Annotated in this window: 24 protein-coding genes and 2 tRNA genes; 14 read left to right on the top strand and 12 right to left on the bottom strand. The window is 53.4% G+C overall.

What is annotated here, in order from left to right:
* Positions 1-127 precede the first annotated feature (127 nt).
* Positions 128-2,182, top strand: coding sequence for a DNA helicase IV (gene helD / locus DXU84_RS05600; RefSeq protein ID WP_121019476.1), 2,055 nt, complete (start codon positions 128-130; stop codon positions 2,180-2,182).
* Positions 2,183-2,248: 66 nt separating this feature from the next.
* On the opposite strand, the gene mgsA is transcribed toward helD, so the two are convergent.
* Both mgsA and DXU84_RS05590 read right to left on the bottom strand, forming a co-directional pair.
* Positions 2,249-2,710: a methylglyoxal synthase gene (gene mgsA, locus DXU84_RS05595; protein ID WP_013574881.1), complete on the bottom strand. Its 462-nt coding sequence runs from the start codon at positions 2,708-2,710 to the stop codon at positions 2,249-2,251.
* A 119-nt stretch (positions 2,711-2,829) separates the two neighbouring features.
* Entirely contained in the window at positions 2,830-3,489 is a 660-nt protein-coding gene (locus tag DXU84_RS05590) for a DUF2057 family protein (protein WP_153375057.1), read from the bottom strand.
* Between the two features lie 188 nt (positions 3,490-3,677).
* Between DXU84_RS05590 and DXU84_RS05585 the strand changes: the two genes are divergently transcribed.
* Positions 3,678-4,091 (top strand): CoA-binding protein, encoded by a 414-nt coding sequence (locus DXU84_RS05585; protein WP_013574883.1) that lies wholly within the window; start codon positions 3,678-3,680, stop codon positions 4,089-4,091.
* An 81-nt stretch (positions 4,092-4,172) separates the two neighbouring features.
* Here the strand turns inward: DXU84_RS05585 and hspQ are convergent, their stop codons facing one another.
* Together hspQ and rlmI are read right to left on the bottom strand one after the other, a co-directional pair.
* Complete coding sequence (hspQ, locus tag DXU84_RS05580) at positions 4,173-4,490, bottom strand: heat shock protein HspQ (protein WP_013574884.1); 318 nt, start codon at positions 4,488-4,490, stop codon at positions 4,173-4,175.
* A gap of 127 nt (positions 4,491-4,617) precedes the next feature.
* Entirely contained in the window at positions 4,618-5,811 is a 1,194-nt protein-coding gene (gene rlmI, locus DXU84_RS05575) for a 23S rRNA (cytosine(1962)-C(5))-methyltransferase RlmI (RefSeq protein ID WP_015689626.1), read from the bottom strand.
* 98 nt (positions 5,812-5,909) lie between these two features.
* On the opposite strand from rlmI, the gene yccX reads away from it, so the two are divergent.
* A complete protein-coding gene (gene yccX / locus DXU84_RS05570; protein ID WP_121019475.1) occupies positions 5,910-6,188 on the top strand; it encodes an acylphosphatase in 279 nt (92 codons plus the stop codon).
* Positions 6,189-6,194: 6 nt separating this feature from the next.
* Here the strand turns inward: yccX and tusE are convergent, their stop codons facing one another.
* Positions 6,195-6,524: a sulfurtransferase TusE gene (tusE, locus tag DXU84_RS05565; protein ID WP_013574887.1), complete on the bottom strand. Its 330-nt coding sequence runs from the start codon at positions 6,522-6,524 to the stop codon at positions 6,195-6,197.
* A 107-nt stretch (positions 6,525-6,631) separates the two neighbouring features.
* Positions 6,632-7,297 carry an FtsH protease modulator YccA gene (gene yccA, locus DXU84_RS05560; protein ID WP_015689627.1) on the bottom strand — a complete coding sequence of 222 codons (666 nt, stop codon included), beginning with the start codon at positions 7,295-7,297 and terminating at the stop codon, positions 6,632-6,634.
* Between the two features lie 389 nt (positions 7,298-7,686).
* On the opposite strand from yccA, the gene DXU84_RS05555 reads away from it, so the two are divergent.
* A tRNA-Ser gene (locus tag DXU84_RS05555) sits at positions 7,687-7,774 on the top strand.
* A gap of 195 nt (positions 7,775-7,969) precedes the next feature.
* Positions 7,970-8,057, top strand: a tRNA-Ser gene (locus DXU84_RS05550).
* An 80-nt stretch (positions 8,058-8,137) separates the two neighbouring features.
* On the opposite strand, the gene DXU84_RS05545 is transcribed toward DXU84_RS05550, so the two are convergent.
* A complete protein-coding gene (locus DXU84_RS05545; protein WP_013574889.1) occupies positions 8,138-9,055 on the bottom strand; it encodes an AraC family transcriptional regulator in 918 nt (305 codons plus the stop codon).
* A 137-nt stretch (positions 9,056-9,192) separates the two neighbouring features.
* On the opposite strand from DXU84_RS05545, the gene DXU84_RS05540 reads away from it, so the two are divergent.
* The 5 genes from DXU84_RS05540 (at position 9,193) to DXU84_RS05520 (ending at position 16,013) form a co-directional block, all read left to right on the top strand.
* Entirely contained in the window at positions 9,193-10,083 is an 891-nt protein-coding gene (locus DXU84_RS05540; RefSeq protein WP_013574890.1) for an SDR family oxidoreductase, read from the top strand.
* Between the two features lie 198 nt (positions 10,084-10,281).
* Positions 10,282-11,370, top strand: coding sequence for an ABC transporter substrate-binding protein (locus DXU84_RS05535; protein ID WP_013574891.1), 1,089 nt, complete (start codon positions 10,282-10,284; stop codon positions 11,368-11,370).
* Positions 11,371-11,457: 87 nt separating this feature from the next.
* Positions 11,458-13,227 carry an iron ABC transporter permease gene (locus DXU84_RS05530; RefSeq protein WP_013574892.1) on the top strand — a complete coding sequence of 590 codons (1,770 nt, stop codon included), beginning with the start codon at positions 11,458-11,460 and terminating at the stop codon, positions 13,225-13,227.
* On the top strand, positions 13,220-14,290 hold the full coding sequence (locus DXU84_RS05525; protein ID WP_013574893.1) for an ABC transporter ATP-binding protein: 1,071 nt from the start codon (positions 13,220-13,222) through the stop codon (positions 14,288-14,290). The genes DXU84_RS05530 and DXU84_RS05525 overlap by 8 nt, the downstream gene beginning before the upstream one ends.
* A 97-nt stretch (positions 14,291-14,387) precedes the next feature.
* Positions 14,388-16,013, top strand: a complete 1,626-nt coding sequence (locus DXU84_RS05520) for a methyl-accepting chemotaxis protein (protein WP_112151751.1) — start codon at positions 14,388-14,390, stop codon at positions 16,011-16,013.
* A gap of 7 nt (positions 16,014-16,020) precedes the next feature.
* Here the strand turns inward: DXU84_RS05520 and DXU84_RS05515 are convergent, their stop codons facing one another.
* Positions 16,021-16,620, bottom strand: coding sequence for a hypothetical protein (locus DXU84_RS05515; protein ID WP_013574895.1), 600 nt, complete (start codon positions 16,618-16,620; stop codon positions 16,021-16,023).
* 241 nt (positions 16,621-16,861) lie between these two features.
* Here DXU84_RS05515 and osmE point away from each other — a divergent pair, with 241 nt between their 5' ends.
* Complete coding sequence (gene osmE, locus DXU84_RS05510) at positions 16,862-17,194, top strand: osmotically-inducible lipoprotein OsmE (protein ID WP_013574896.1); 333 nt, start codon at positions 16,862-16,864, stop codon at positions 17,192-17,194.
* 41 nt (positions 17,195-17,235) lie between these two features.
* Here osmE and DXU84_RS05505 read toward each other — a convergent pair whose 3' ends face one another.
* The gene (locus DXU84_RS05505; protein ID WP_013574897.1) at positions 17,236-18,963 is read right to left on the bottom strand and encodes a potassium/proton antiporter; all 1,728 of its coding nucleotides are present in this window, start codon (positions 18,961-18,963) and stop codon (positions 17,236-17,238) included.
* Positions 18,964-19,157: 194 nt separating this feature from the next.
* On the opposite strand from DXU84_RS05505, the gene DXU84_RS05500 reads away from it, so the two are divergent.
* On the top strand, positions 19,158-19,352 hold the full coding sequence (locus DXU84_RS05500) for a hypothetical protein (protein ID WP_037036572.1): 195 nt from the start codon (positions 19,158-19,160) through the stop codon (positions 19,350-19,352).
* Positions 19,353-19,402: 50 nt separating this feature from the next.
* On the opposite strand, the gene DXU84_RS05495 is transcribed toward DXU84_RS05500, so the two are convergent.
* Genes DXU84_RS05495 through puuD form a run of 3 tightly spaced genes read right to left on the bottom strand, consistent with a single transcriptional unit; the run spans position 19,403 to position 22,132 of the window.
* Positions 19,403-20,716, bottom strand: a complete 1,314-nt coding sequence (locus DXU84_RS05495) for an FAD-binding oxidoreductase (RefSeq protein ID WP_051931096.1) — start codon at positions 20,714-20,716, stop codon at positions 19,403-19,405.
* A 50-nt stretch (positions 20,717-20,766) separates the two neighbouring features.
* Complete coding sequence (gene puuR / locus DXU84_RS05490) at positions 20,767-21,324, bottom strand: HTH-type transcriptional regulator PuuR (protein ID WP_013574900.1); 558 nt, start codon at positions 21,322-21,324, stop codon at positions 20,767-20,769.
* Positions 21,325-21,328: 4 nt separating this feature from the next.
* Positions 21,329-22,132 (bottom strand): gamma-glutamyl-gamma-aminobutyrate hydrolase, encoded by an 804-nt coding sequence (puuD, locus tag DXU84_RS05485; RefSeq protein WP_013574901.1) that lies wholly within the window; start codon positions 22,130-22,132, stop codon positions 21,329-21,331.
* Positions 22,133-22,505: 373 nt separating this feature from the next.
* Between puuD and DXU84_RS05480 the strand changes: the two genes are divergently transcribed.
* Complete coding sequence (locus tag DXU84_RS05480; protein ID WP_049804358.1) at positions 22,506-23,930, top strand: glutamine synthetase family protein; 1,425 nt, start codon at positions 22,506-22,508, stop codon at positions 23,928-23,930.
* 461 nt (positions 23,931-24,391) lie between these two features.
* Complete coding sequence (locus tag DXU84_RS05475) at positions 24,392-25,768, top strand: APC family permease (RefSeq protein WP_013574904.1); 1,377 nt, start codon at positions 24,392-24,394, stop codon at positions 25,766-25,768.
* Positions 25,769-25,892 lie beyond the last annotated feature (124 nt).

Raw genomic sequence — 25,892 nt, 5'->3', positions numbered from 1 at the left:
TAACGCAAACATACCTCTTATTCTACTCTGTTTTGGAGCGTGGATCGCCTGCGCTTATCAAAGGTAAACTCTTAAATGCTCTTGCATGTAAAATGTCAGGAATTAAAGAAAAACACGGTGTGATGATATGGAACTGAAATCGACCTCATTCGGGAAACATCTGGCGCAGCACCCTTATAACCGGGTGCGTCTGCTTAATGCCGGCGTGGAAGTCAGCGGCGATAAACATCACTATCTGATCCCTTTTAATCAGCTTATTCAGATTCGCTGCAAACGTGGCATCGTCTGGGGGGAGCTTGAATTTGAATTGCCGGAGCAAAAAGTGGTCCGGCTGCACGGCACCGAATGGCAGGAAACACAGCGTTTTTATCAATACCTGCTCAATATCTGGCAGACCTGGAGTCTCGAGATGAGCGAGGTCAGCGCCGGAGTATTGCGCGGGCAGGTTGAAAAAATTACCCAGATTGAACAGCAAGACAAATGGTTCAAACGCATTGATCTGGCGGATGTGCAGAAAGACATTACTGAGGCATTTTCTGCGATCCCGGTGCCTGTTGAACGTCTTACTGAATTTGATAATTGTCGGGAAGATTATCAGACCTGTCTGCGCTGGCTTGAGCAGGGTAAACGCAGTGTCGACCGGCGCAATCTGGCTTGGACTGACAGGGTGATTGCTGATAACCGTGACTTTTTTGATACCGTTGAAGTGTCGCCGCTCAATGACAGCCAATGCCGCGCTGTCGTGAACGGTGAAGACGCGGTGCTGGTGCTGGCTGGCGCGGGCAGTGGTAAAACGTCGGTGCTGGTGGCGCGCGCGGGCTGGCTGTTGCGCCGTCAGGAAGCGCATCCTGAACAAATTCTGTTGCTGGCCTTTGGTCGTCAGGCAGCGGATGAAATGAACGGGCGTATCAAAGAGCGTTTGCATACTGAAGGCATCAAGGCCAAGACATTTCATGCGCTCGCTTTGCAGATTATCCAGGAAGGCAGCAAAAAAGCCCCCAAAATCAGCAAACTTGAAACCGATTCGAAAGCCCGGCGCAGCTTACTGATTAAGACATGGCAGCAGCAGTGTGCAGAGAAAAAAGTGCAGGCCAGCGGCTGGCGGCAATGGATGACAGACGAACTGGAATGGACCGTTCCTGAGGGTGATTACTGGAAAAATAAATCGCTGGCGGAGCGCCTCGGAAGCCGCCTTGAACGCTGGCTCAGCCTGATGCGTATGCACGGTGGCAGTCAGGCGGAGATGATCGAAAGCGCGCCGGAAGACGTCAAAGATCTGTTTACAAAGCGTATTCGTCTGATGGCACCGCTGATGAAAGCCTGGAAAACGGCACTGAAAGAAGAGGGCGCAGTGGACTTTTCCGGGCTTATCCATCAGGCAGTCAATATTCTGGAAAAAGGGCGTTTTGTCAGCCCGTGGAAGCATATTCTGGTGGATGAATTCCAGGACATTTCCCCCCAGCGTGCACTGCTGCTTTCTGCCTTGCGTAAACTTAACAAACATACCAGTTTGTTTGCTGTGGGGGACGACTGGCAGGCGATTTACCGTTTCAGCGGTGCGGAGTTGTCCCTGACCACGGCGTTTGCTGACAATTTTGGCGAAGGAGCGCAATGCGCACTGGATACGACTTACCGGTTCAATGACCGCATCGGTGAAATTGCCAATAAGTTTGTGCAGCAAAACCCTTATCAGTTGAAGAAGCCGCTGAACAGTCTGACCAAAGGCAACAAGAAAAATGTCGTGATACTGCCTGAGGACCAGATGGAAAAATTGCTGGATAAACTTAGCGGCTATGTCACCGTTGATGAACATATTCTGGTGCTGGCGCGTTATCACCATCTTCGACCGCAAATTCTGGAGAAAGCCGCGACCCGCTGGCCAAAGCTTAATCTTGATTTCATGACGATTCATGCCAGTAAAGGACAACAGGCTGAATACGTGATTATCGTCGGATTGCATGATGGCAATGACGGTTTCCCTGCGCCCGCGCGGGAATCTTTGCTGGAGGAAGTGTTATTGCCTGAACCGGAAAACTTTCTGGATGCCGAAGAGCGGCGTTTATTGTATGTGGCGATGACGCGTGCGAAGCATCAGGTCTGGTTGCTGCAGGATAAAGAACGTCCTTCCGTCTTCGTAGAACAGCTTGAAGATATCGGTGTACCGGTCCAGCGAAAACCATAGATAAGATCAATAAAAAGCCCGGCAATCGCCGGGCTTTTTACTTTTAAAAATCAGCCTATTGAATCATTATTCTTTCAGGCGTGACCACAGATAGCGCTGGTAGTCAGGAATAGTGATTTCGACTTCAGACTGGAACAACGGAGACTGGATCAGGAAGTCAGCAGTAGACAGATTGGTTGCCACCGGGATGTTCCATACGGTCGCCAGGCGCAGCAGGGCTTTCACATCCGGATCATGCGGAACGGCATTGAGCGGATCCCAGAGGAAAATCAGCATATCGATTTTGCCTTCGGCAATCAGTGCGCCCACTTGCTGGTCGCCGCCCATCGGCCCGCTTAGCATGCTTTTGACATTAATCCCGGTATTACGCTGAACCAGGTTACCCGTCGTGCCGGTGGCATACAGGATATGCTGCGAAAGCTCAGCAACGTTTTTATCAACCCATTTCAGCAGGGTACTTTTGCAGTGGTCATGCGCGACCAGGGCTATATGTTTTTGTTTTGCGATCGTGCGGGTCGTGTATTCCATCTAATTCCCTTCAACGCGAAAGTAAAAGTGGAACACAGAATACTGAAACTCCGTTTTACTGCATAGCTCAGGGGGAATAATTCGCCGTTAAGAAGGAGGAATGCGTGATGCAGATTAAGTTATGACGCGCGTTCCTGATTATCCGGCAGTTTTAACCAGAGTAACAACCGCTCAAAGCCAGCATTCGCGGCCAGACGTGTCCACAACGGGTGAAGATAAACGATAGAAATTTGAGATGTTGCGTCGATGGCTAACGCAGATTTTTTATCCGTGCTGCCTTTGGCGAATGAAGGAACCGCCGCACGTGCGCCCGACAAATTGTAAGTCATCATTAATTTTTCAGCGTCGGCAGTATGCCCGGGATTAAACATATTCAGGACGTCACGTTGTGTCGGTATCTGACGGCCTTGTTCATCAATGAGCTGATAATTCATCTGCTGGCTAAATTGTGTCGTTTCATTGTCGTTGCTCAGTTTTGGCAGAACGAAAGAAACGGAACGATTACTTTTAGCATTGAAGGTCACGATAAGGGCAGGCGAATGGTAGATTATCGGTGCCTGTTGAGCGACGGAACGGACATTTTTGCTGACCTGAAACAGAATCTGGTGCTGACCGCCATCGAGTTCAAGGCTGTCTGCGCCTTTAAGGATTGCGCCAGACATCTGTTTGCCATCGATTACCAGAACATCGACATCGGGGGACAATTTAAGTGAGGTCGCTGAAGCTGACACCATCAGGCTGAGACTCGCTAATGCGACCAGCGCATGACAGATTTTCATTCCTCTCTCCTCAGATACAACGTTGCTCATCCTCTATTATTCAGGAATGACGATTGTGTGTCAAAGTTTTACAAAATGTTTTAATTTCCCACCGACGTGATCCTGCAGCGGCTCTTTTTCACGTACAGACTGTCGAAATGGTCAGGCTGCGTTACACTTAATGCATACAGGCCAAAGGAGATAAACCCGTGCAAGACAATGATATCCGCAAGATTCTTGAAGAAGTGAAAACCATCGCGCTGGTGGGGGCCAGTGATAATCCCGGCCGACCAAGTTACGGCGTCATGGCGTATTTACTTTCTCAGGGCTTTGAGGTGATCCCGGTCAGTCCGAAGCTGGCGGGGCAGGAACTGCTCGGCCAGAAAGCTTATGGTTCTCTGGCAGAAATTCCCCATCCGGTAGATATGGTGGACGTGTTTCGTAATGCGGATGCCGCTTATGGCGTGGCGCAGGAAGCGATTGCGATTAAGGCGAACGTGCTGTGGCTGCAACTGGGCGTCATTAATGAACAGGCTGCTGTGCTGGCAAAAGAGGCTGGGCTGAAGGTGGTGATGGATCGCTGCCCGAAAATTGAAATTCCGCGACTGGGCATGGAAAAGTAAACGTCTGCGGATCCTGCCCGTAAAAAACCGGCTACTGCGCCGGTTTTTATCTTTCATCTTGTCAGGAAAAAGCCATCATGCTCAGTTACGCAGTCGCGGTGCCTGTAACTGGTTACGGATTGAGGCTGCCAGGTCATCCAGCGAGGCTTGTTCAGGATGCGAACGTGCCGCTTCATGATCGATCTGAATTTCAGCCAGGTAAGTGTGAACCGGCTGACCTTCTTCATCTTCCATCACGACATGGTACCAGGGAGCGGTACGCATTGAATCATCAGCAACGACATCATTGACGTCAGGCTTATCGAGCGAATATTGTGCATCAACATCAATAACCACACCCAGATAACCTAACATTCTGTGGCGGACCTGCTGTCCGATACCGTATTTACTGGCAATCATAGTCACCTCCCAAAAATAATTCATTAATCTCTATATGGAGATAAAACGGGCTATTTCAAGTTTTGACCACGTAATCTGCTTAAAATTCGCGGGCGTGCCGCCGCAACAGCACACCGTGCTTATTTTGTCAGTTCATTACCAGGCAGGCGAACCCTTTCAGATATAGGCCTTCAGGGTAAGCGCCGGTCACCGGATGGTCGGCTGCCTGACGGAACTGCTCGACGAACTGGATCTCACGACCGGCATCCAGCGCCGCATCAGCCAGAATTTTCTGGAATAAATCCGTTGGCAACAATCCGGAGCAGGAGAAACTCAGCAGAATCCCCCCCGGACGTAACAGTTGCAACGCCAGCATATTAATGTCTTTGTAACCACGGCAGGCGCTTGCCAGCTGGTTTTTGTTCTCAACGAATTTCGGCGGATCCATCACGATCATATCGAACTGCTGGCCTTCGGTGCGGTATTTGCGCAGCAACTGGAACACGTCTTCACGCACGAATTCTGCTTTCGACAGATCCAGTTTATTCAGTTCAACGTTCTGACGGGCCACGTCGAGCGCTGCCTGGGAGGTATCCACGTTGGTGACTTTTGTACAGCCGCCCATCAGCGCAGACACCGCGAAAGCGCCGGTATAAGAGAAACAGTTCAGAACGTTGCGGCCTGCGGCATAATTACGTGCGGCAAGGCGGCTGTCACGCTGGTCAAGATAGAAACCGGTTTTGTGACCTTCTTTAATATCCACCAGCAGGCTCATTCCGTGTTCCTGAATCGGCAACAAGGCTGGAGGCTCGTCGCCAAATACGTGTCCCTGAGCCAGTTCCAGCCCTTCTTTTTTACGCACGGCCACGTCGGAACGATCCCAGATTGCACATTCCGGATAGCAATGTTGCAGTGCAGCAATCAGCGGGGCACGCTGATATTCCGCACCGGCTGACAGCAATTGCAGCACCAGGAAATTCTGGAAGCGGTCGATAGTGATACCTGGCAGGCAGTCGGATTCCCCAGCAATCAGGCGGTAACCGTCCAGTCCGTCGCGCTTAGCGATATAATCGCGCCAGCTCTGCGCCTGTTGTAAACGGCGGATGAAGAACGCGATATCAATGTCTTCATCTTGTTTGAATGTCCAGACGCGCGCACGGATCTGCGAGGACGGCGAATAGGCGCCGCGCGCCAGCCATTTTCCCTGACTGTCTACAATATCTATAGTCTCGCCGGAATTGGCTTTACCTTCGATGCGCGAAACCGCGCCGGAAAACACCCACGGGTGGCGACGAAGAAGTGATTTTTCACGGCCTTTGGCCAGAATTAAACGTGCAGTCATAAAATTAGGTTCTGTCGGTTCGGAGACAAAAAAGAGCGACATTGTCCGGTCATGCAGGTCAAATTGCAACGAACCATACCGCTAACGGAGAGAATATTATGGCAACAGTCAGTATAGCCGCCTATGTGTACGGCATGGTGCAGGGCGTCGGTTTTCGTTTTGCGACCCAGCATCAGGCCACCGGTCTCGGTCTGAGCGGTTACGCGAAAAATCTTGAGGATGGCAGCGTCGAAGTGGTGGCGTGCGGAGAGCAGGAGAAAGTAGATCAGTTGCTAGCCTGGCTAAAGCAGGGCGGGCCGAAACATGCACGTGTTGATCGCGTACTGAGTGAACCGACCGCGCCTGGCAATTACAGCGATTTTAAAATCAAATACTGAAATCTTTCACAAGCACTTCACCGGTTTCGGCAGGCCCGCAATTTTGGTTGCCTGTTTGGCCGGACCTTTCGGGAACAGCCGGAACAGATAGCGGCTGTTGCCTTTCTCTTCGCCATATTTCTGCGCCATTGCTTTCACCAGCATGCGTACGGCGGGAGAAGTATTGAATTCGAGGTAAAACTCGCGCACAAACCGCACGACTTCCCAGTGGGCGTCAGTCAGAACGATCCCTTCTTCTTCCGCCAGCAGCGGCGCCATGCCTTCCTGCCACTCCTGACTGTTTTTCAGGTAACCCTGAGCGTCGGTTTCAATAACCTGACCTTCAAACTCCAGCATACAACCTCAAACCTGTAAAAATGCGGCAGTTAGTTTAGCAAAAACGCCGGTCAGACAAAATAAAAAGCCCCGCACGCAGGCGGGGCTTCGATCCACTTCAGGCTTTATCAGTTACGTGATGACAGGCCCAGAATGCTCAGCAGGCTGACAAAAATGTTGTACAGCGAGACATACAGGCTGACGGTCGCCCGAATATAGTTGGTTTCGCCGCCATGAATAATATTGCTGGTTTCCCACAGGATTGCGCCTGCGGAGAACAAAATAAACAGGCAACTGATCGCCAGTGACAGCGCAGGAATTTGCAGGAACAGGTTAGCGATAACCGCCACCAGCAGCACCACAAAACCTGCCATCATCATGCCGGACAGGAACGACATATCTTTGCGCGTGGTCAGCACATAGGCTGAACAGCAGAAGAACACCAGCGCAGTGCCGCCCAGTGCCAGCATAATAATGTCACCGGCACCGACGGAAAGCAGCGAACTCAGCAGTGGCCCCAGCGTATACCCCATAAAACCGGTCAGCGCGAAGGCAGATAAAATACCCGCCGGGCTGTTGGCTGTGCGGTAGGTCAGGAACATCAGGCCATAGAAGCCAACGATGGTCAGCAGAAAACCGGGGGACGGCAATCTCAGAACCGTACTTGCTGTCGCAGTAATCGCGGATACGCCCAAAGTCAGTGCTAACAGGAAATAAGTATTACGCAGCACCCGGTGCGTGCTTAGCAACGAGCCAGCGCGTGATGATGACGAAGATGCAACGATACGATCCATGCGGTTCATAATAAAATTCTCACTTAAGCCCTTCATACTTTGTGTCGCAGATGCGTTGGCTTCGCCCGGTCACCCGAATCACTTACCTGCGTAAGCTCATCGGGACTCCCTCTCTTGCCGCCTTCCTGCGACCCAAATTATTTTGGGTATCTAATTGGAGTCGGTGAAAATACAAACAGGTTGCAGTGTAAGTAGTTGCGGTGCGTCATTAAAGACGTTTTACCCTTCTTTACCTGCCCGGAGCGGGGCACTGCGCGGTATCCTGACGTCAAAATCACCGAAATGATGCTTAAATCGCCGCTTGCGAACCGAATGCCTGTTTTTCAGGCAATCAGAACAGAATCAGGCTTTACAAGCGGATCGGCACTGTTTATAGTTCGCTTCGTTGCGGAGGGGTGGCCGAGCGGCTGAAGGCACCGGTCTTGAAAACCGGCGATGGGAAACCATTCGAGAGTTCGAATCTCTCCTCCTCCGCCATAAACAACACAAGAAAGCTGCTAAGCAATTAGCGGCTTTTTTTGTCTCTGTCATTTATGCCCGACTTTGTGTACGCGGTTTAAATGCTCATAAAATCAACAAACTAGACTGAAAATAATATTTGCATCTTTTTTCCGGTCTTGTATACTACGCCCCGTACTGAACGACTGAGGTCGTAAGGTACTTGTTGTTTACGGAGGGGTGGCCGAGCGGCTGAAGGCACCGGTCTTGAAAACCGGCGATGGGAAACCATTCGAGAGTTCGAATCTCTCCTCCTCCGCCATAAACAACACAATAAAGCTGCTAAGTGATTAGCGGCTTTTTTTGTATCTGAAATTCCCCCTGTGCCCCTCCACTTATTCTTCAGACGGCTTCTTTCTGCCCGTATTGCCTTGGCGAACATCCCAGTGTGCGTTTGAACGCCGTACTGAAAGCACTTTCTGATTCGTACCCAAGTGAAAGTGCCACGGCTGATACCGGTTCTTTAGTATTCGCCAGCCGGTCGCCAGCCAGCAACATCCGCCAGCGTGTCAGGTATTCCAGCGGCGCACTGCCCACAGCCTGTTTGAATTTTTGAGAAAATACAGAACGCGACATACCCGCCCGTTCTGCCAGCGTTTGCACCGTCCAGCGCTGCGCCGGGTTTTCATGCATTGCATTCAGCGCTTTGGATAACTGCTTATCGGCCAGTGCGGCAAACCAGCCGCTGGTTTCACCTTCCGGCGCGTTATCGACGTGCATCCGCAGCGCCTGTACCAGCATCATGTGCGCCATATGCTGCGCAATAAGCAACCCGCCGGGACGCTGGTCACGCAGTTCCTGCATCATCCGTTCAACCGCCCAGCGCAGGCTGGCTCTGTCGGATTCTTTTGAGATATGCACCACCGGCGGCAGCATCGCCAGCAGGGTAGAGGCGTTTGCGCCGCTGACCGCAAACCGGCTGCCGGTGAGGAAGAAATCCTGGCCGCCGTTACAGGAAACCGTTCCGCCATCCTGCGCCTGCTGGAAAATGGGCCCGGCATCGACGGACGGAAGGCTAAGATCGCTGGCCAGCCGGAACGGGCGTCCGCTGGGTAACACAAAGCAGTCTCCGGCTTTCAGATGCACTGCGCCTGGCACGGAATCGACTGCCAGCCAGCATTCACCGCGAATAATCGCGTTACATTTAATCGACTGATAATGGTCGGGAAATTGCACCGACCAGGCGCCTCCGGCTTCAAAACCTTTGGACATATAACTGCGCGGCTTCAGCAGTGATAACACATCAGAAAGAGGGTCCATCAGCGACTCCGGACGATTGCAAAGATAATGCGGACATTAGCGCATAGATCGTCTTTCCTCCAGCCCCTATATTTTATGACGTAAGTTCTGGGCTTTTGTAGCCACGACAGGTTTAGCCAACAACGGGGAAATTCGCAATGCGTGTATTTGTGACAGGTGCAACAGGTTTTGTCGGTTCTGCGGTGGTTCAGGAATTGCTGCGGGCCGGTCATCAGGTGCTGGGGCTGGCCCGTTCGGATGCCTCGGCGCAGGCGCTGACCGACGCGGGTGCCGGTGTTCATCGCGGCAGTATTGAAGATCTTGAGAGCCTCGCATCCGGCGCCGCGCAGGCCGACGGGGTGATCCACACCGCGTTTATCCATGACTTTTCGAAGTTTCTGGAAAATTGTGAAAAAGACCGGCTGGCGATTGGCGCATTAGGCGCTGCGCTGAAGGGCACCCATAAACCGCTGATCGTCACCTCCGGCACGGCGCTGGTGAACAATGGCCGTCTGGCTACGGAAAATGATTTACCCGATCCGTACGGGCAAAATCCTCGCGTGGCGTCCGATCTTGCCGTCGCTAAACTGGCAGAGCAGGGCGTGCGGGTGTCACTGGTGCGTCTCCCGCCATCGGTGCATGGCGCGGGCGATCATGGATTTGTGCCGCTGCTCATTGCGCTGGCGCGGGAAAAGGGGGAATCAGCGTATCCGGGGGATGGCGAAAACCGCTGGCCGGCGGTGAACCGTTTTGATGCCGCGCAAGTGTTTGTGCTGGCACTGGAGAAGGGCGCGCAGAATGCGATTTATCACGCGAATGCAGAAGAAGGTGTGCCATTCCGTGAGATTGCCACCCTCATCGGTAAGCACCTGAACCTGCCAGTGGTGAGTAAAAACGGGCCAGATCTGGCGGCACATTTTGGCTGGTTTACCCATTTTGCCTCATTAAATAATCCGACCTCAAGTCAGATCACCCGCGATATTTTGGGCTGGAAACCCGTACATCAGGATTTACTGACCGATATTGATACCGCCGGATATTTTAAATAATCCCCGTTTTCTGTCCTTAAAAACAGGCCATTCAGAGGGCCTGTTTTGCGTTTTCCACCGTGGTTTTTATGGTGTTAATTGCTTAAAAAACGCCACGAATCACAAATCGGGAAGATAAAAACGTTACCCTATTGCCTGTCCGATGTTATGCGTTATGTTGATTTTTAGTTTCCCAAATGTAACTAGAGGTTAACAATAATGTCGAATAAATTACGTATCTCTCTGATTGCTCTGGCTGTAATGATGTCTTCCTCTGCAATGTCTGCATTACCTCAAGGCTACCCGGCTGACTATCAAAAAATCGTCGATGCGGCGACTAAAGAAGGCAAAGTCGTGGTCTATTCCACGACTGACACCAAAGCCGCTGGCCCGCTGATCCAGGGCTTCGAGGCGACGTATCCGGGCATTAAAGTCGAATACAACGACATGAACAGCACCGAGCTGTACAACCGTTATATCAGCGAACAGGCGGCGGGCGGCACCAGCGGCGACGTGGTCTGGAGTTCCTCGATGGATACCGCGCTGAAACTGGCGACCGACTACGCGCAGGAATATAAATCCCCTGAACAGGGGCAACTGCCAAAATGGGCAGTGTGGAAAGACAAAGCCTACGGCACGACGTATGAACCGGTAGTGTTTATCTATAACAAACGCCTGATCCCGGCCGGTGATGTGCCTGATTCCCATGCGGCACTGGCAAAACTGATCGCCAGCCAGACCGAAAAGTTCAACAAAAAAGTCACGACTTACGATATTGAGAAATCCGGTCTCGGCTTCATGCTGTCCGTACAGGATTTCAAAGCCGATCCGAATTATTTCAAAACGCTGGCTGATGTGGCCAAAGGCGGCTTAGCAGTGCAATCCTCTACCGGCACCATGATGGAACGTGTCTCTTCCGGCGAAAACCTGATCGGCTTTAACATCCTGGGTTCCTACGCCGAAGCCCGCGCTAAAACTGACCCGTCACTGGGGATTTCCTATCCGAAGGATTACACCCTGGTGCTTTCCCGCGTTTCCTTCATCAGTCAGGAATCGAAAAACAGCAACGCGGCCAAACTGTGGCTGGACTATGTCTTGTCCGAGAAGGGGCAGAGCATTCTGGCCAATCAGGCTGACATTCCCTCCATCCGTAACGATATCGAAGGCAAAAATGATATCGATGGTATGACCAAAATGCTGGGCAACGCGCTCAAACCCATCCCGGTGGATGAAACCCTGCTGGAATACCTGCAACAGAAAAAACGCCTGGATTACATCAAACAGTGGCGTACCGCTGCTGCCAAGTAGTGACATATTGAAGCGCGTCATTTTCCGCCGCGCTTCCTTTTTCCTGCCTGATTTCGCTCTCCTTGTTTCTAACCGAAGGGAAGTAACATGAATGCATTGCGCAGAAAGTGGCAGAGCCTGCCGCGCGGCATTGTGGTGTTGATAACGGCGCTGGTTATCTACATTCCGTTGTCGTTCATCGTGATACAGAGTTTCCTCTCCGCGCCGTTCTTTTCGCCGTCGAAAGAATGGAGCCTCGAATCCTTTGGATTCATCTTTACTGATCCGGATTTCTACAAGGCGCTGAAAAGCGGCTTTATTCTGGCCTTCGGGCTGGTGGTCATCGCCATCCCGCTTGGCGGTATTCTGGCGTTCCTGATGGTGCGTACGGATTTGCCGGGCAGACGCGTGATTGAGCCGCTGATCCTGGTGCCGATTTTTGTGTCGCCGATGGTATTAGGTTTCGGTTACGTGGTGGCCGCCGGACCGGTCGGGTTCTTTTCACTGTGGGCACAGGCGATCCTCGGTTTCGTGCCGTGGAACATCTACGACATGTCGAGCATCGTGGTGATTGCCGGTCTGACGCATGTTCCTCACGCCTATCTGTATATCTCCTCGGCGTTGCGCAGCGTCGGGTCGGATGTTGAGGAAGCCGCGCGAACTGCAGGCGCCTCGCCGTTACAGGTGATGACGGCGGTCAGTCTGCCGATGGTGCGTCCGTCGATTCTTTACGCCACCGTTCTGCTGTTCTTCCTCGGGCTGGAAGTGTTCGGCCTGATGCTGGTGCTCGGCGACCCGGAAGGCAACATGGTGCTGGCGACCTATCTTTATCAGCTGACCAACAAACTTGGTACGCCGTCTTATCATCTGATGGCTGCGGTTGCCGTGGTGCTGATTTGTATCACTATTCCGCTGGTGATGTTGCAGCGCCGCCTGATGCGTACCGCCAACCGTTTCGTGACGGTGAAAGGTAAAGCGTCGCAGGCGCGTGCTTTACCGCTTGGAAAATGGCGCTGGGTGGCCGGGGCTGTGGTGGCGTTCTGGCTGACGGTGACCATCGGCGTTCCGCTGATTGGTGTGATGCTGCGTGCATTTATCTCTAACTGGGGCGTCGGGGTTTCCATCTGGGATGAACTCTCGCTCAACACGTTCCGCACGATCTGGGAACAGCCCAACCTGCTGCGCGCTATCGTCAACTCGATGGCCATTGGCGTCATTGGTGGCGCGCTGGCGGTGGCCTGTTATCTGTTTATCGGTATTGCGATGCACCGTAAACCCGACGGCGTCACCCGTTTCCTTGATTACAGCGTACTGGTGCCGCGTGCGGTGCCGGGGCTGCTGGCCGGTCTGGCTTTCCTGTGGGTGTTCCTGTTCCTGCCGATGTGGCTCGATAACGCGCTCAAATCCGGCTGGCTTTCCGGCATGCCGTGGTCACAGTGGTTGCGCGATAACCTGGTGGTCTGGTTGCGATCCTTGCGCAGTACGATTTTCAGCGTCTGGCTGGCGTATACCGTGGTGTGGATGGCGTATGGTCTGCGGCTGATTTCCTCGACACTGTTGCAGGTCGGGCCGGAGCTGGAAGAGGCGGCGCGCAGTACCGGGGCGACCCGCGGGCAGATCACCCGTCACGTTACCATTCCGCTGTCGCGTTACGGCCTGATTGGCTCGTGGCTGCTGATGTTCCTGATTTTCGAGCGTGAATATTCCACCGGTGTCTATCTTCTTTCGCCGGGTACGGAAACCATCGGCTCGATGCTGGTTTCCCTGTGGGCGGCGGGCGCCATTGATATTGTTGCCGCGCTCTCCTTTATTAACATCCTGCTGGTGGTGTTAGGTCTGGGTATTGCCCTTCGTTTCGGAGTGAAATTACATGATTGAATTATCTGTCGACAATCTGCACCTGACTTATGGTGATAATCCGGTGCTGAAGGGCGTTTCCATGGATCTGAAACGCGGCGAAGTGGTGTCATTGCTCGGGCCTTCCGGCAGCGGAAAAACCACCTTGCTGCGTGCCGTCGCCGGGCTGGAAAAGCCGGTGAAAGGCACTATCGTCATTGGCAAAAACAAAGTTTATGACGGCACACCGCGCAGCGAAATTCCGGCCGAAGAGCGCAATCTCGGGCTGGTGTTTCAGTCTTACGCCCTGTGGCCGCATAAAACCGTGTTTGAGAACGTGGCGTATCCGCTGAAATTACGTAAGGTTTCGGCGGGTGAAATCACCCGGCGCGTACAGGATGTGCTGAATCAGCTGGGCCTCGGGCATCTGGGCAAGCGCCACCCGCATCAGCTTTCCGGCGGCCAGCAGCAGCGCGTGGCGATTGGCCGTGCGCTGGTCTACAACCCGCCGGTGATTTTGCTCGATGAGCCGCTGTCAAACCTGGATGCCAAACTGCGTGAAGAGGCGCGGGTGTTCCTGCGCGAACTGATCATTAAACTCGGACTGTCGGCGCTGATGGTGACGCATGACCAGAATGAAGCGATGGCGATTTCTGACCGTATTCTTTTGCTCAACAACGGCAAAATTGAACAGCAGGGTACGCCGCAGGAAATGTACGGTTCGCCGAAAACCCTGTTTACCGCAGAATTTATGGGCAGCAACAATCGTCTGCACGGCAAAGTCACCGAAGTGCGTGAGGGTAAAGCGCGTATCGAAGGCAGCGACTGGGTGCTGTGGGGGCTGGCGGGTGAGGGGGTGCAGGCCGGGCAGGAAGGGACGGCGGTGATCCGCGTCGAACGCGTGGTGCTGGCCGACGGGCCGGGCGAGAATCAGCTGGAATTACCGCTTCTGACCAGCATGTATCTCGGTGACCGCTGGGAATATCTGTTCCGCACAACCGGTGATGATTTTGTGATCCGTGCTTACGGCACCGACGTGCGCGACCCGCAGCATTGCCGTCTGGCACTTCCCGAAAACCATGTGTGGATCTTCCCGAAACAATAAGTAATCGCAGGGAGCGGTTCAGCGCCGCTCCCTGAAATACTTCTGTCATTTCCCGCGAGTAAAATTCTGTTTCTTCTCTAAATAATGCAGAATAATCATGAATTTAACTTCTCGTTCACTTATTGGTAAAATGCCATTCAACAGATTGTTTCGATCGGGTTTCATCAAACGTCCGCGGGGGATCCTTTTCGGGGTAATTTGCGTTATCGCCCTGTTTTCTGCTTTGCAAATCTTCTCCACCGTGGTGCTCACCAAAATCCTGCAGGATGCACATAACAACGTTATTGCCACCGAAAGTCTGCGTCAGCAGCAAGCCGTCATGGATAAAGCCCGTATGGAACTGCTGATGGCCAGCGACAAACTGAACCGTGCCGGTATTTATTACATGCAGGATAAAGAAACCGGCTCGGTCGGGAGCTGGAACAGCCTGATGGAAGAATCGCTGGGTTCGCTTGCCGCGTCGCAAAAAGCGTTTGCACAATTCGAAGGTATGACGAAAAACGCCGATACGGCTGCCACCGAGCTGAAATCCAGCTATCAGATGTTCTACGACGGCTTGCGGGAACAGGCGAACGGTCTGCAAAAGAACAACAATATTGATTCCTTCTTTGAAGTGCCGGTCCAGGCGTTTCAGGATGACTTCAGCCAGAAATATTATGCTTATCTGGCGGTTAATGAGCACACAGCGGTGTCCCTGAGCGACCGCTTACTCAATGCGCTGACGCAGGCGAAAACGCTGTTTATGGGCGCGCTGGTCATTCTGGCGGTGATTGCGGTGCTGGTCTGGCGCGGTGTGTCTGCGTGGATTATCCGTCCGTTGCAACGCATGATCGGGCACATCAGCGTGCTGGCTGCCGGGGATTTATCGCGCGATGTCGAAGATGACCACGCGCGGGTGATTGAAGTCCGCGAGCTGGGTGTCAGCCTGCGCAACATGCAGCACGGCCTGCAAAAACTGGTCAGTGAAGTGCGCGATGCCTCCTCGCATATCATGATCAATATCAATCAGATGGCAAAGGGTAACGAGGAATTATCGGCACAGGCCGCCATTCAGAGCGAAGAACTCAGCGCTGCCACTGAACACATCACCCATCTTAATGAACGTGTGAAAGAAAACGCCGCCTATGCGTTGCAGGCCAGTCAACGCGCCGAGCAGGCGAAAGGCGTGGCGACGCGCGGCGGGGAAGTGATGGGACAGGTGGATACCGCGATGAAAGAGATTGTCAGCCAGTCTTCAGAAATGAGCAGTATTGTCTCAATGATCGACAGCGTGGCGTTTCAGACCAATATTCTGGCGCTGAATGCGGCGATTGAAGCGGCGCATGCCGGACAGCACGGACGCGGGTTTGCGGTGGTGGCGAAAGAAATCGGTCTGCTGGCGCAAAAGAGCAGCCATTCGACGCGTGGCATTCACCAGCTGATTGATGATTCCGTGCAGCAAATTGATCGCGGTTCGGCATCCGTTACGGTGCTGGGGCAAAGTCTGGAAGAGATAATTCATATCTTCAACGGCCTGAGCACGTTAGTCAGTGAGATTTCGGCAGCGACGTTGTATCAGGGGCAAAGTGTTCACGATGTCTCCGAACGCATTACCGCGCTTAATCATGTGACGCTGCAAAACGGCAAACTGGCGGATCATGCGGCGGCATCTTCCCAGCAGTTGCTGGACCAGTCGCAGCGTCTGGAAAAAGCCGTGGCGCGGTTTGCCCTGACCGCCGCGTGATGCCCGGTTATTTCTGATGCCACACCAGCATGCTGCCTTCGCTGTGTCCGGTCACCGGATCCGTCGCGGGCAGCGGGACGGCGTTCACCGCTTTGGTGCGAGCCGCCAGTTGCGGCAATTCGTCATGGCATAAATCGGCTTTGATGCCCGGCGGATACGCGCCGACCAGCATAAAATCGTCATCGGCAGAAATCTGTTTATGGCCGATTCCGGCCGGAAGCAGTAACACATCGCCGACTTTCACTTCGATAATATTGCCGTGCTCGCCGCCCAGTTGCAGCTTCGCCGTACCGGCAAAAACACCCAGCACTTCAGGTGTGTTGGAATGAAAATGCGTAAAGGTATAGACGGGATAACGCCACTGCGGCGGCCAGCCGTTGGCGCGGAAAAGGTGTTCGAGATAGTCGGCATTATCGGCGGTATCAGGCGGAATGACGCGGTGATAAATCAGCACCGGTAACGTATTATTCGGCACACCGCCGTCGGGTTTATCAATCCGCAGAGTATCCATGGCAACCTCCCGGGGAGTCGCGAAGCCCGTTTGGGGTATCGGCATCAGGGCTATAACACCCAGCAAAGTCACAAACCGGCGTCGATCCAAATGCATCAGTAATAGCTCCTTGTCGAGCAATCAATGGCTTACCTCTTTCATGTATAGATCAAAAAGCCCTGAATATCTTCTTTTTGCACACATAAAAATGCATGTCAGGCAGCGCTAAAAATCTCCATTCCGGTTATCAGAAAAAACTTAAAATATGGTGCAATTAATAAATAGAAGTCATATCGGCTGGCTAAATCCCTTATGTCTTCTATGCTTAACAATACAAAAATACTCAGGAGGAGAAGTTATGAACAAGAAAATGTTACTTGTGGTTGCTACAGCAGTTTCGGTACTGGCAGGGTGTCAGACTTATGACCGTGCGGCGAGTTACGTTAAAGAACCGGTAGTCAGTGATGTCAAAGTCGGGATGACGAAATCGCAGGTTCGTGCCATTGCAGGACCACCGTCAACGGAAGCGACGCTGATCCACGCCAAAGGGACTTGTCAGACTTATGCGGTCGCCCCGCGTGATGGTAAAGCTCAGACCTACTTCGTCAGCTTTAACGACACCGGTCATGTCATGAACAAAGGTTATCAGTCCTGTTCAGACTACGACAAAGACCCGCAGGCTGCTCAGTAATACGTTTTCCTTCCCCTCGTGAGAGGGGAAGGAGCCGGAATTTAAGCCTTCTGCGTCACAATCCTCACGCCGACTTTACTCACCCGATTTCCTTCCATTTCCGCAATCGTCCACGTCAGTCCGTCCCATTCGATATGGTCACCGATCACCGGTTCGCCTCCGAGCAGCTTAATGACGAAATGTCCCAGGGTTTGCGACTGATCCACGGTGTCTTCCAGATTCAGACCATATAACTGAGAAATCGCATCCAGCGGGGCATCGGCCTGCAGAATGAAATCACCGAAGAAACGATCATCAAGCACCACTTTATTGCTGTCGCTGAACAATTTACCCAGCTCCGGTAAATCTTTTTCCTGTCCGATGACACACAGAATATCGCCTTCCTTCAGCCGTGTACTGCCGGTCGGATGCAGCATCTCTTTGCCACGGAACAGCGCTGCAATCCGTGTCGCCTGCGGCATTTGCAGATCACGCAGTGCCGCGCCGACGCACCATTTATCGGAGCCGAGCTGATACACGAACTGTTCCCAGTCGTTATATACATCGATATCCAGACCGACGCGGGAAATCGGCGTCGGTTGCGGCGGCACCAGCACTTTGGCTTTTTTGGCCGCAAAGCCTAATGACGTCCCCTGAAGCAGCAAGGAGACCAGCACGATAAAGAAGGCGACATTAAAATACAGCGTGGCATTAGGCAGTCCGGCCATCATCGGGAATACCGCCAGAATGATCGGTACCGCACCGCGCAGGCCAACCCACGAGATAAAGAAGCGTTCGCGCAGGGTAAAGTTTTTGAACGGGATCAGGCTGACAAACACCGACAGCGGACGTGCCAGCAGGATCATCCACAATGACAGCGCCAGCGCCGCGATGGCAATCGGCAACAGATCGCTGGGCGTCAGCAGCAAACCGAGCACCAGGAACATACCAATCTGGCTGAGCCATGCCAGCCCGTCGAAGGTTTGCAAAATACCGTGACGGTTGCGGATGGGCATATTGCCGAGCATCAGGCCGCACAGATACACCGCCAGAATGCCGCTGCCTTCCAGTGACATGGTTGCCGCGTACACCAGCAAACCACCGCTGAACGCCAGCAGCGGATACAGCCCGGCCGCCAGCGTAATCTTATTAATCAGCTTGTGCAGCAGCCAGCCGCCGCCGACACCAAACACAATGCCGAGGCCAAACTGGCGCACCACATCCACCACAAACATCAGGCTCAGGCCGTGTTCACCTTTGGAAATCATGTCGATCAGGGTGATGGTCAGGAATACCGCCATCGGGTCGTTGCTGCCGGATTCAATTTCCAGCGTGGCGCTGACACGTTCGTTCAGACCTTTACCGCCAATCAGCGAGAAGACGGCTGCCGCATCGGTTGAACCGATAATCGCGCCAATCAGTAAACCCTGCATCAGGTTGATATTGAATAACCACGCGGCGGCCAGCCCGGTCAGACCGGCGGTAATCAGAACGCCGACCGTCGCCAGCGACAGCGCGGGCCACAGGGCAACACGAAAGGAAGAGGCGCGGGTACGCATGCCGCCGTCGAGCAAAATCACCGCCAGCGCCAGGTTGCTGACCAGATAGGCGGCGGGGTAATTATCAAACGCAATGCCGCCAATTCCGTCGATGCCTGCCAGCATGCCGATCGCCAGGAAAATGACTAAAATAGGGATGCCAAGCTTAGAAGAGAACGAACTGAGCAAAATGCTCGCTGCGACTAACAGGGCGCCAATAAAGAAAAGAGTATTAATCGTGCTGGCGTCCAAGAGCGTTCTCCTTGTAAGGCATGAGTGGTGCGGGGGCGTGCGGTGTCGTCATCAGTGACAATACCTCTAATTTATCAGGAAAATGAGCGCGTTGCTGAGGTCATTTAGGATTTTTATTAGTTGCACTTAAGAATAAAAAACTATGCTTAAAGATGAGCGATGTCTACGTGCAGTTCATCAAAAAGGAAACCACAATGAGTGAATTTACCGGTGTACACCGTGAGGTGATGAAAGATGGCGCGATCAAACATGTGCTTATCCGCGACGCACAAGGCAATGAACAGTCGATTGCGGCAAAAGATTACATTTCGCAAGGGATCGAGCCAGATCTGAATGAGTTGCCCGAAGTCGGCACTGACAGCGAATTTCCGGTGGCGGGCAAAGGCTGACACAGGGATTTCCCCGCAGTTAAACTGCGGGGCTTTGCAGGATGAAAGGATTACACGCCCAGGCGGTCGCGCAGGGAATAATACGCCGCGCCCAGCATGGTAAATGGCACCTGGAAATTGCGGCCACCGAAGAACGGCATATGCGGTAAACGGGCGAACGCATCAAAACGTTCGGCGTCTCCGCGCAGCATTTCGGTGATGAGCTTCCCGGCCAGATGCGTCAGCGTCACGCCATGCCCGCTGTCACCCTGCATGTAATAGATGTTATTTTCCAGCCGGCCAAATTGCGGCAGGCGCGATAACGTCAGCAGGAAATTGCCGCCCCAGCGGTAATCAATCTTGACGCCTTTAAGCTGCGGAAAGGTGCGGTTAAGTTTGGGCAGGATCACCGAATCGATATTCGGCGGATTTTTACCGCCGTAGGTCACACCGCCGCCGTACAGCATCCGGTTGTCAGCGGTGAGACGGAAATAATCGAGCAGATAATTGCAGTCTTCCACGCAGTAATTGTTGGGCAACAGTGAGAGTGCCATGTCATCCGACAGCGGTTCTGTGGCGACAATCTGCGAGCCACACGGCATGCTGAGACGCGTGAGGCGCGGCGCAAGCTGCTGACTCAGATAGGCGTTGCCCGCCAGAATCACATATTTGGCGCTGACCTGACCTTTGGCCGTGTGCACTAACGCCGGTTCGCCGTGGTCAATGCGCGTGACTGCCGATCCTTCAAATATACGCCCGCCATGACGCCGCACCGCTTCGGCTTCGCCCAGCACCAGATTCAGCGGATGAAGGTGGCCGCCATTTTTATCCAGCAGCCCGCCGACGTAACGGTCGGTGGCGATTTCGCGCCGCACGGCGGTTTCATCCAGCAGGGTCAGTTCAGTATGGCCGTAACGGTTCCACAGCTTTTGCTGGTCGCGCAGTTTCGAAAGCTGGCGTGCACTCAGCGCGGCAAAAATACAGCCGGGGCGATAGTCACAGTCGATGGCATACTGATCGATGCGCTGACGGATGATGTTCGCCCCTTCAAACATCATGCTGCCGAGCATATCAGCGGTCTGCCGTCCGTAGCGGTCTTCAATCACATCAATATCGCGGCTGTAAGAATTGACCACCTGCCCGCCGTTACGCCCGCTGGCGCCCCAGCCGACCCGTGCGGCCTCAAGTACCACCACATCGTAACCGGCCTCACACAGATATAAAGCAGAAGAAATGCCGGTAAAACCGGCACCGACAATGCAGACATCGCACTCAATATTGTCTGTCAGTTCCGGCCACGGCGCGTGGTCGTTGACAGAACCGGCGTAATAGCTGTCGGTGTGCGGCACACCGGCAGCGCGGGGACTTCCTGTTTGAGCAGTCATGATGACATCCTTCTTCGGGTTCCCGTTGCCACGCCCGGAGCCGATGACAACTAGAAGGTATTAGGGGTATGCGCGCTGACAATCCTGCAAATCCGCGTCGAAATATTACTGAAACTATGAGGGTTCGCGGTGTTAATGGCATAACTTTGCCCCGCACGCAGCGGGTAACTCTGACCGTTGACGGTTAAGATGATTTCTCCTTCTAACAGGGTGCCGACTTCCTCGCCCTGATGTTTGATTTTGTCACCCGTGGTGCTGCCGGGCTGATAGGTTTCCAGCAACATGGCAACGGTATGGTTTGGCGTGCCGTTGTGGACCATGCGCATGGACACGCCGCGGCTGCCGATTTCAATTAAATCCGCCGCATTAATCACGATACGCGGCGCGTTACTTTTATGTTCTTCGGCGAAAAACTCCGAAAGTGACAGCCCGTAAACCCGCAATAACTTTTGCAACGTACTGACGGCGGGGCTGACTTTATCCTGTTCGATGGTGCTGATGGCGCTGTGTGTCAGGCCAGACAACTCGGCGGCTTTGCGCTGTGACATCCCGAGTTGCTGGCGAATTTCAGAAAGCCGGCGACCAGGCGCCAGACTGACTTCGCTCATCCGTTTATTCCTCTCGTGCGCTCCGGGCCTGATGGCCCTTGCGACAGGCAGCGATAAAAGCGTTAAACAGCTGACGCGACACCGGGTCGGTCAGACTGTGCCATTCCGGATGCCACTGCACACCAAGGGCAAACGGATGATTGCGGACACTCACGGCTTCCACCAGATTGTCCGGTGCGCGTGCTTCCACGGTCAGTATGTCACCCAGACGGTTGGCTCCCTGACCGTGAAGGGAGTTCACCTGAAACTGCTGATAATCGGGTAATAATTCCGAAAGTAAGCCGCCCGGTTCGATATGTACCGGATGCACGAGATCATACTGATTGTCGTGCGGCAAGGTGGTGTCTTCGCGGTGATCCATATAGCCCGGCACGTCCTGCACTTTACGGTGCAAACTGCCGCCGGTGGCAACCACCAGTTCCTGCAATCCGCGACAGGCGGCGAACAACGGGATTTTTTTATCCAGCGTCGCGCGGATCAACTGCAAACTCAGGCGGTCACGGCCGGGATCGGCCTGCTCCTCGACACCTTCTTCACCGTACTGATGAGGCTCAATATTGCTGGGGCTGCCGGTGAGGAAGATGCCGTCGAGACCGCGCAGAATCTGGTCTATCGCGCCTTCGCGCGCTGCCAGTTCATGTGGCAGACAAACGGGAAGGGCATCGGCGTTGAAAATGGCGTCCAGATACTTTTCGTGGACAGTCAGGGCAGGATTTTCATCAACGATGTTTTTACACATGACTACCCCAATGACCGGTCTGTAGCGCGTCTCTTTTCCCGCAGATGTCGTGGAAAATATATTGCCCATAATACCGCCTCGTTGAGTAGATGAATTGGCTGACAGTACGTGCCTCCCCGCACGTTACTGCTCAGAATATTGACCTTATATTGACCAATTTAGCAGCGCTCAGGTCGCTTTTCAAACTGATATGTTGCGATAATGTACATGTTGCAAATAATTAATGTTAAGGCTAGGGTTAATGATATGGCCGTTATTTTGAGCAATAAACGGTTTGAGCATAAAAGAGCTTTGAGTAAAAAACTGAGAGGATCCCCACTCCATGAGAGCACAGCGTTGAACAAAGTGATGACCCGGTAAAGATAACCGGCTGGCACCCTGTTGGAGCCTGATATGCCGGAAACCAGCAAATGGCGGAAAACCTATGCAAGCGACTGAACTGATGAATGAAATTAAGAAAGAGATTAGCGGGACCGAGCCCCTCGCTAAGCACGTTGAAGAGCGAAGTAGCGCGTTCCAGGATGAAGTATCCCAATACCTGGAGCGTCACCCGCAAACCCTTCACGTCGACGTCCTGCTCACCGATCTCAATGGCTCCTTCCGCGGCAAACGCGTTCCCGTCTCAGCACTCCGTAAACTCGAAAAAGGTTGTTATTTCCCGGCATCGGTCTTCGCCATGGACATTCTCGGTAATGTTGTGGAAGAAGCCGGACTAGGCCAGGAACTGGGCGAACCCGACCGCACCTGTGTGCCGGTTCCCGGAACCTTAACGCCATCGGCTTCCGACCCTGAACATACCGGCCAGTTGCTTCTGACCATGCTTGACGAAGATGGCACTCCCTTTAACGTTGAACCACGCAATGTGCTTAATCATATCTGGCAAACATTGCGCCAGCGGGGCCTGTTCCCGGTGGTAGCGGTAGAGCTGGAGTTCTATCTGCTCGACAGACAGCGTGATGCGGAAGGCTATATTCAGCCACCCTGCACCCCGGGGACGCAGGAACGCAGCATGCATACTCAGGTTTACTCCGTCGATAATCTCGATCACTTTGCGGATGTGCTCAGTGACATTGATCGTCTGGCGCACATTCAGGGGTTACCTGCGGATGGCGCGGTGGCGGAATCCTCACCGGGCCAGTTCGAAATCAATCTGCACCACAGCGAAAATATTCTGCGCGCCTGTGATTACGCCCTGATGCTCAAACGTCTGGTGCGGCTGGTAGCTGAAAATCACGATATGGACGCCACCTTTATGGCGAAACCTTACGATGAATATGCGGGCAGCGGGATGCACATCCATCTCAGCGTGCTCGACGACAACGGTAAAAACCTGTTTGCCAATGCCAGTGGCGAAGATTCTGAACTGATGAAACGCGCGCTCGCCGGCATGATTGCACTGATGCCGGCCTCTATGGCGGTGCTGGCGCCAAACGTCAATTCCTTCCGCCGCTTCCAGCCGGGCATGTATGTGCCGACGCAGGCGTCGTGGGGGCACAATAATCGTACCGTTGCCCTGCGTGTTCCTTGCAGCGGAACCGCCGATCACCGCGTGGAATATCGCGTGGCCGGTGCCGATGCTAACCCGTATTTAGTGGTCGCCACCGTACTGGCGGGCATGCTGTATGGTCTGGACAACGATTTGCCGTTACCCGAACCGGTCACCGGTAACGGTCTGGAACAGGAAGGTATTCCGCTGCCTATCCGCCAGAGCGATGCGCTGTATGATTTTGACGATCAGCCCGCGCTGAAGAAAATCCTCGGCGAACGTTTCTCACACGTCTATCACACCTGTAAATCCGATGAACTGTTGCAGTTCGAGAGAAGGGTGACGGAAACGGAGATAGACTGGATGCTCCGCAACGCGTAGCACGGTTAACGAATACGCGCATTATGTTCAATACTGGAAAAGAATTTGTAACGCAACGCCTGTGAATGTTGTCATTCATGCGTGATTTGTGCAAAATACGCCGCACTGCAGATAACCGACGCTTAAAGGCGCCGGTTATTTTTTTTGTATATGCAGTACCCAAACTAATTCAACAGAGGCCGGACCCAGATCCGGATAGATAACAAGGTTCGTGTGCGATCCCAAATTAAAAACGGTCGCCACTATGAGGAAATGTAATATGGGGCAATACTTCAAACCTGTACCGGTGCCTGCCGGTGCTTCTGTCAGCTGCGGTCACATTCGCACAGCCTTCACCTCCGCGTTCAGCGACGTGAAGATCTACCCCCCGTTTACTGGTAATAACTCCCGAAGTTTTCCCTGTACGTTGCTTTCAGAGGCGTTTAAGCGCCCGGTGTCTGCAATTCAGGGAGGGCTGAACCATGTCTGCTAATGCATCTGCCGCTCCGGCCACTCAGCGTGTACAACTGCGTAAAACCCTGACACTGGTTCAGGTTGTCATGATGGGGCTTGCCTATCTGCAACCGATGACCATTTTCGATACGTTCGGCATTGTTTCCGGCCTGACCGATGGTCACGTCGCGACAGCGTACATCTTCGCGCTGATCGCCGTTCTGTTTACTGCCGTGAGCTACGGCAAACTGGTGCAGCGTTTCCCGTCTGCCGGTTCTGCTTACACTTACGCGCAAAAAGCTATCAGCCCGCACGTCGGCTTTATGGTCGGCTGGTCATCACTGCTGGACTACCTGTTCATGCCGATGATCAACATCCTGCTGGCGAAAATCTATCTGGAAGCCATTTTCCCTGGCGTGCCGTCATGGATATTTGTGGTGGCGCTGGTCGGCATGATGACCGCCTTCAACCTGCGCGGCATCAAGATTGTGGCGAACCTGAACAGCATTATCGTTGTGGTGCAGGTGGCGATCATGGTGGTGTTCCTGGGTCTGTTAGTCCGTGGCGTTTATATGGGCGAGGGCATGGGTACGCTGGCAACCACTAAGCCGTTCTTCAGTGAAAATGCGCATGTAGTGCCGATGATTACCGGTGCGACCATTCTGTGCTTCTCATTCCTGGGCTTTGACGGTATCAGTTCACTGTCTGAAGAAACGCCAAACGCGGGCAAAGTCATTCCGAAAGCGATTTTCCTGACCGCGCTGATTGGCGGCATCATCTTCGTGGTGGTGTCTTACTTCCTGCAACTGTATTTCCCGGACATCTCGCGCTTTAAAGATCCGGACGCGTCTCAGCCTGAAATCATGCTGTACGTGGCAGGTAAGTTCTTCCAGTCCGTCATTCTGTGCTTCAGTTGTGTAACCGTTCTGGCATCAGGCATGGCCGCACATGCGGGTGTTTCCCGTCTGCTGTACGTGATGGGCCGTGATGGCGTGTTCCCGGAAAAACTGTTCGGTTATGTGCATCCGAAATGGCGTACCCCGACGTTCAACGTATTGCTGGTCGGTGTTGTGGCGATGTCTGCGATAACCTTTGATCTGGTGACAGCGACCGCGCTGATTAACTTCGGTGCGCTGGTGGCGTTCACCTTCGTGAACCTGTCGGTAATTTCACAGTTCTACATCCGTGAAAAACGTAACCGCACGCTGAAAGATCACATCAGTTACCTGATCCTGCCGGTGATTGGTGCGCTGACCGTCGGTGCGTTGTGGCTGAATCTGGAATCGAGTTCGATGACTCTGGGCTTAGTCTGGGGCGCGATTGGCCTCGGGTATCTGGCGTTCATCACCAATGCGTTTCGTAAGCAGCCTCCGCAGATGAGCGGGGAGATAGCGCCGGAAGCGTAATTTTTGCCCTTTGAAAAGGGCAGGAAACTTTCTTTGCAGAAAGGCCGCTGCAATGGCGGCTCTACTTTGCAGAGGTTGCTGTGATTGCGACTTTTCAAATCTGATCGAGAATATTTCGGTTTCT

It is taken from the genome of Rahnella sp. RcJ3, from assembly GCF_009498575.1.
In the GTDB taxonomy this organism is placed as follows: domain Bacteria; phylum Pseudomonadota; class Gammaproteobacteria; order Enterobacterales; family Enterobacteriaceae; genus Rahnella; species Rahnella aceris.
This window is presented reverse-complemented; position numbering and strand designations above follow the sequence as displayed.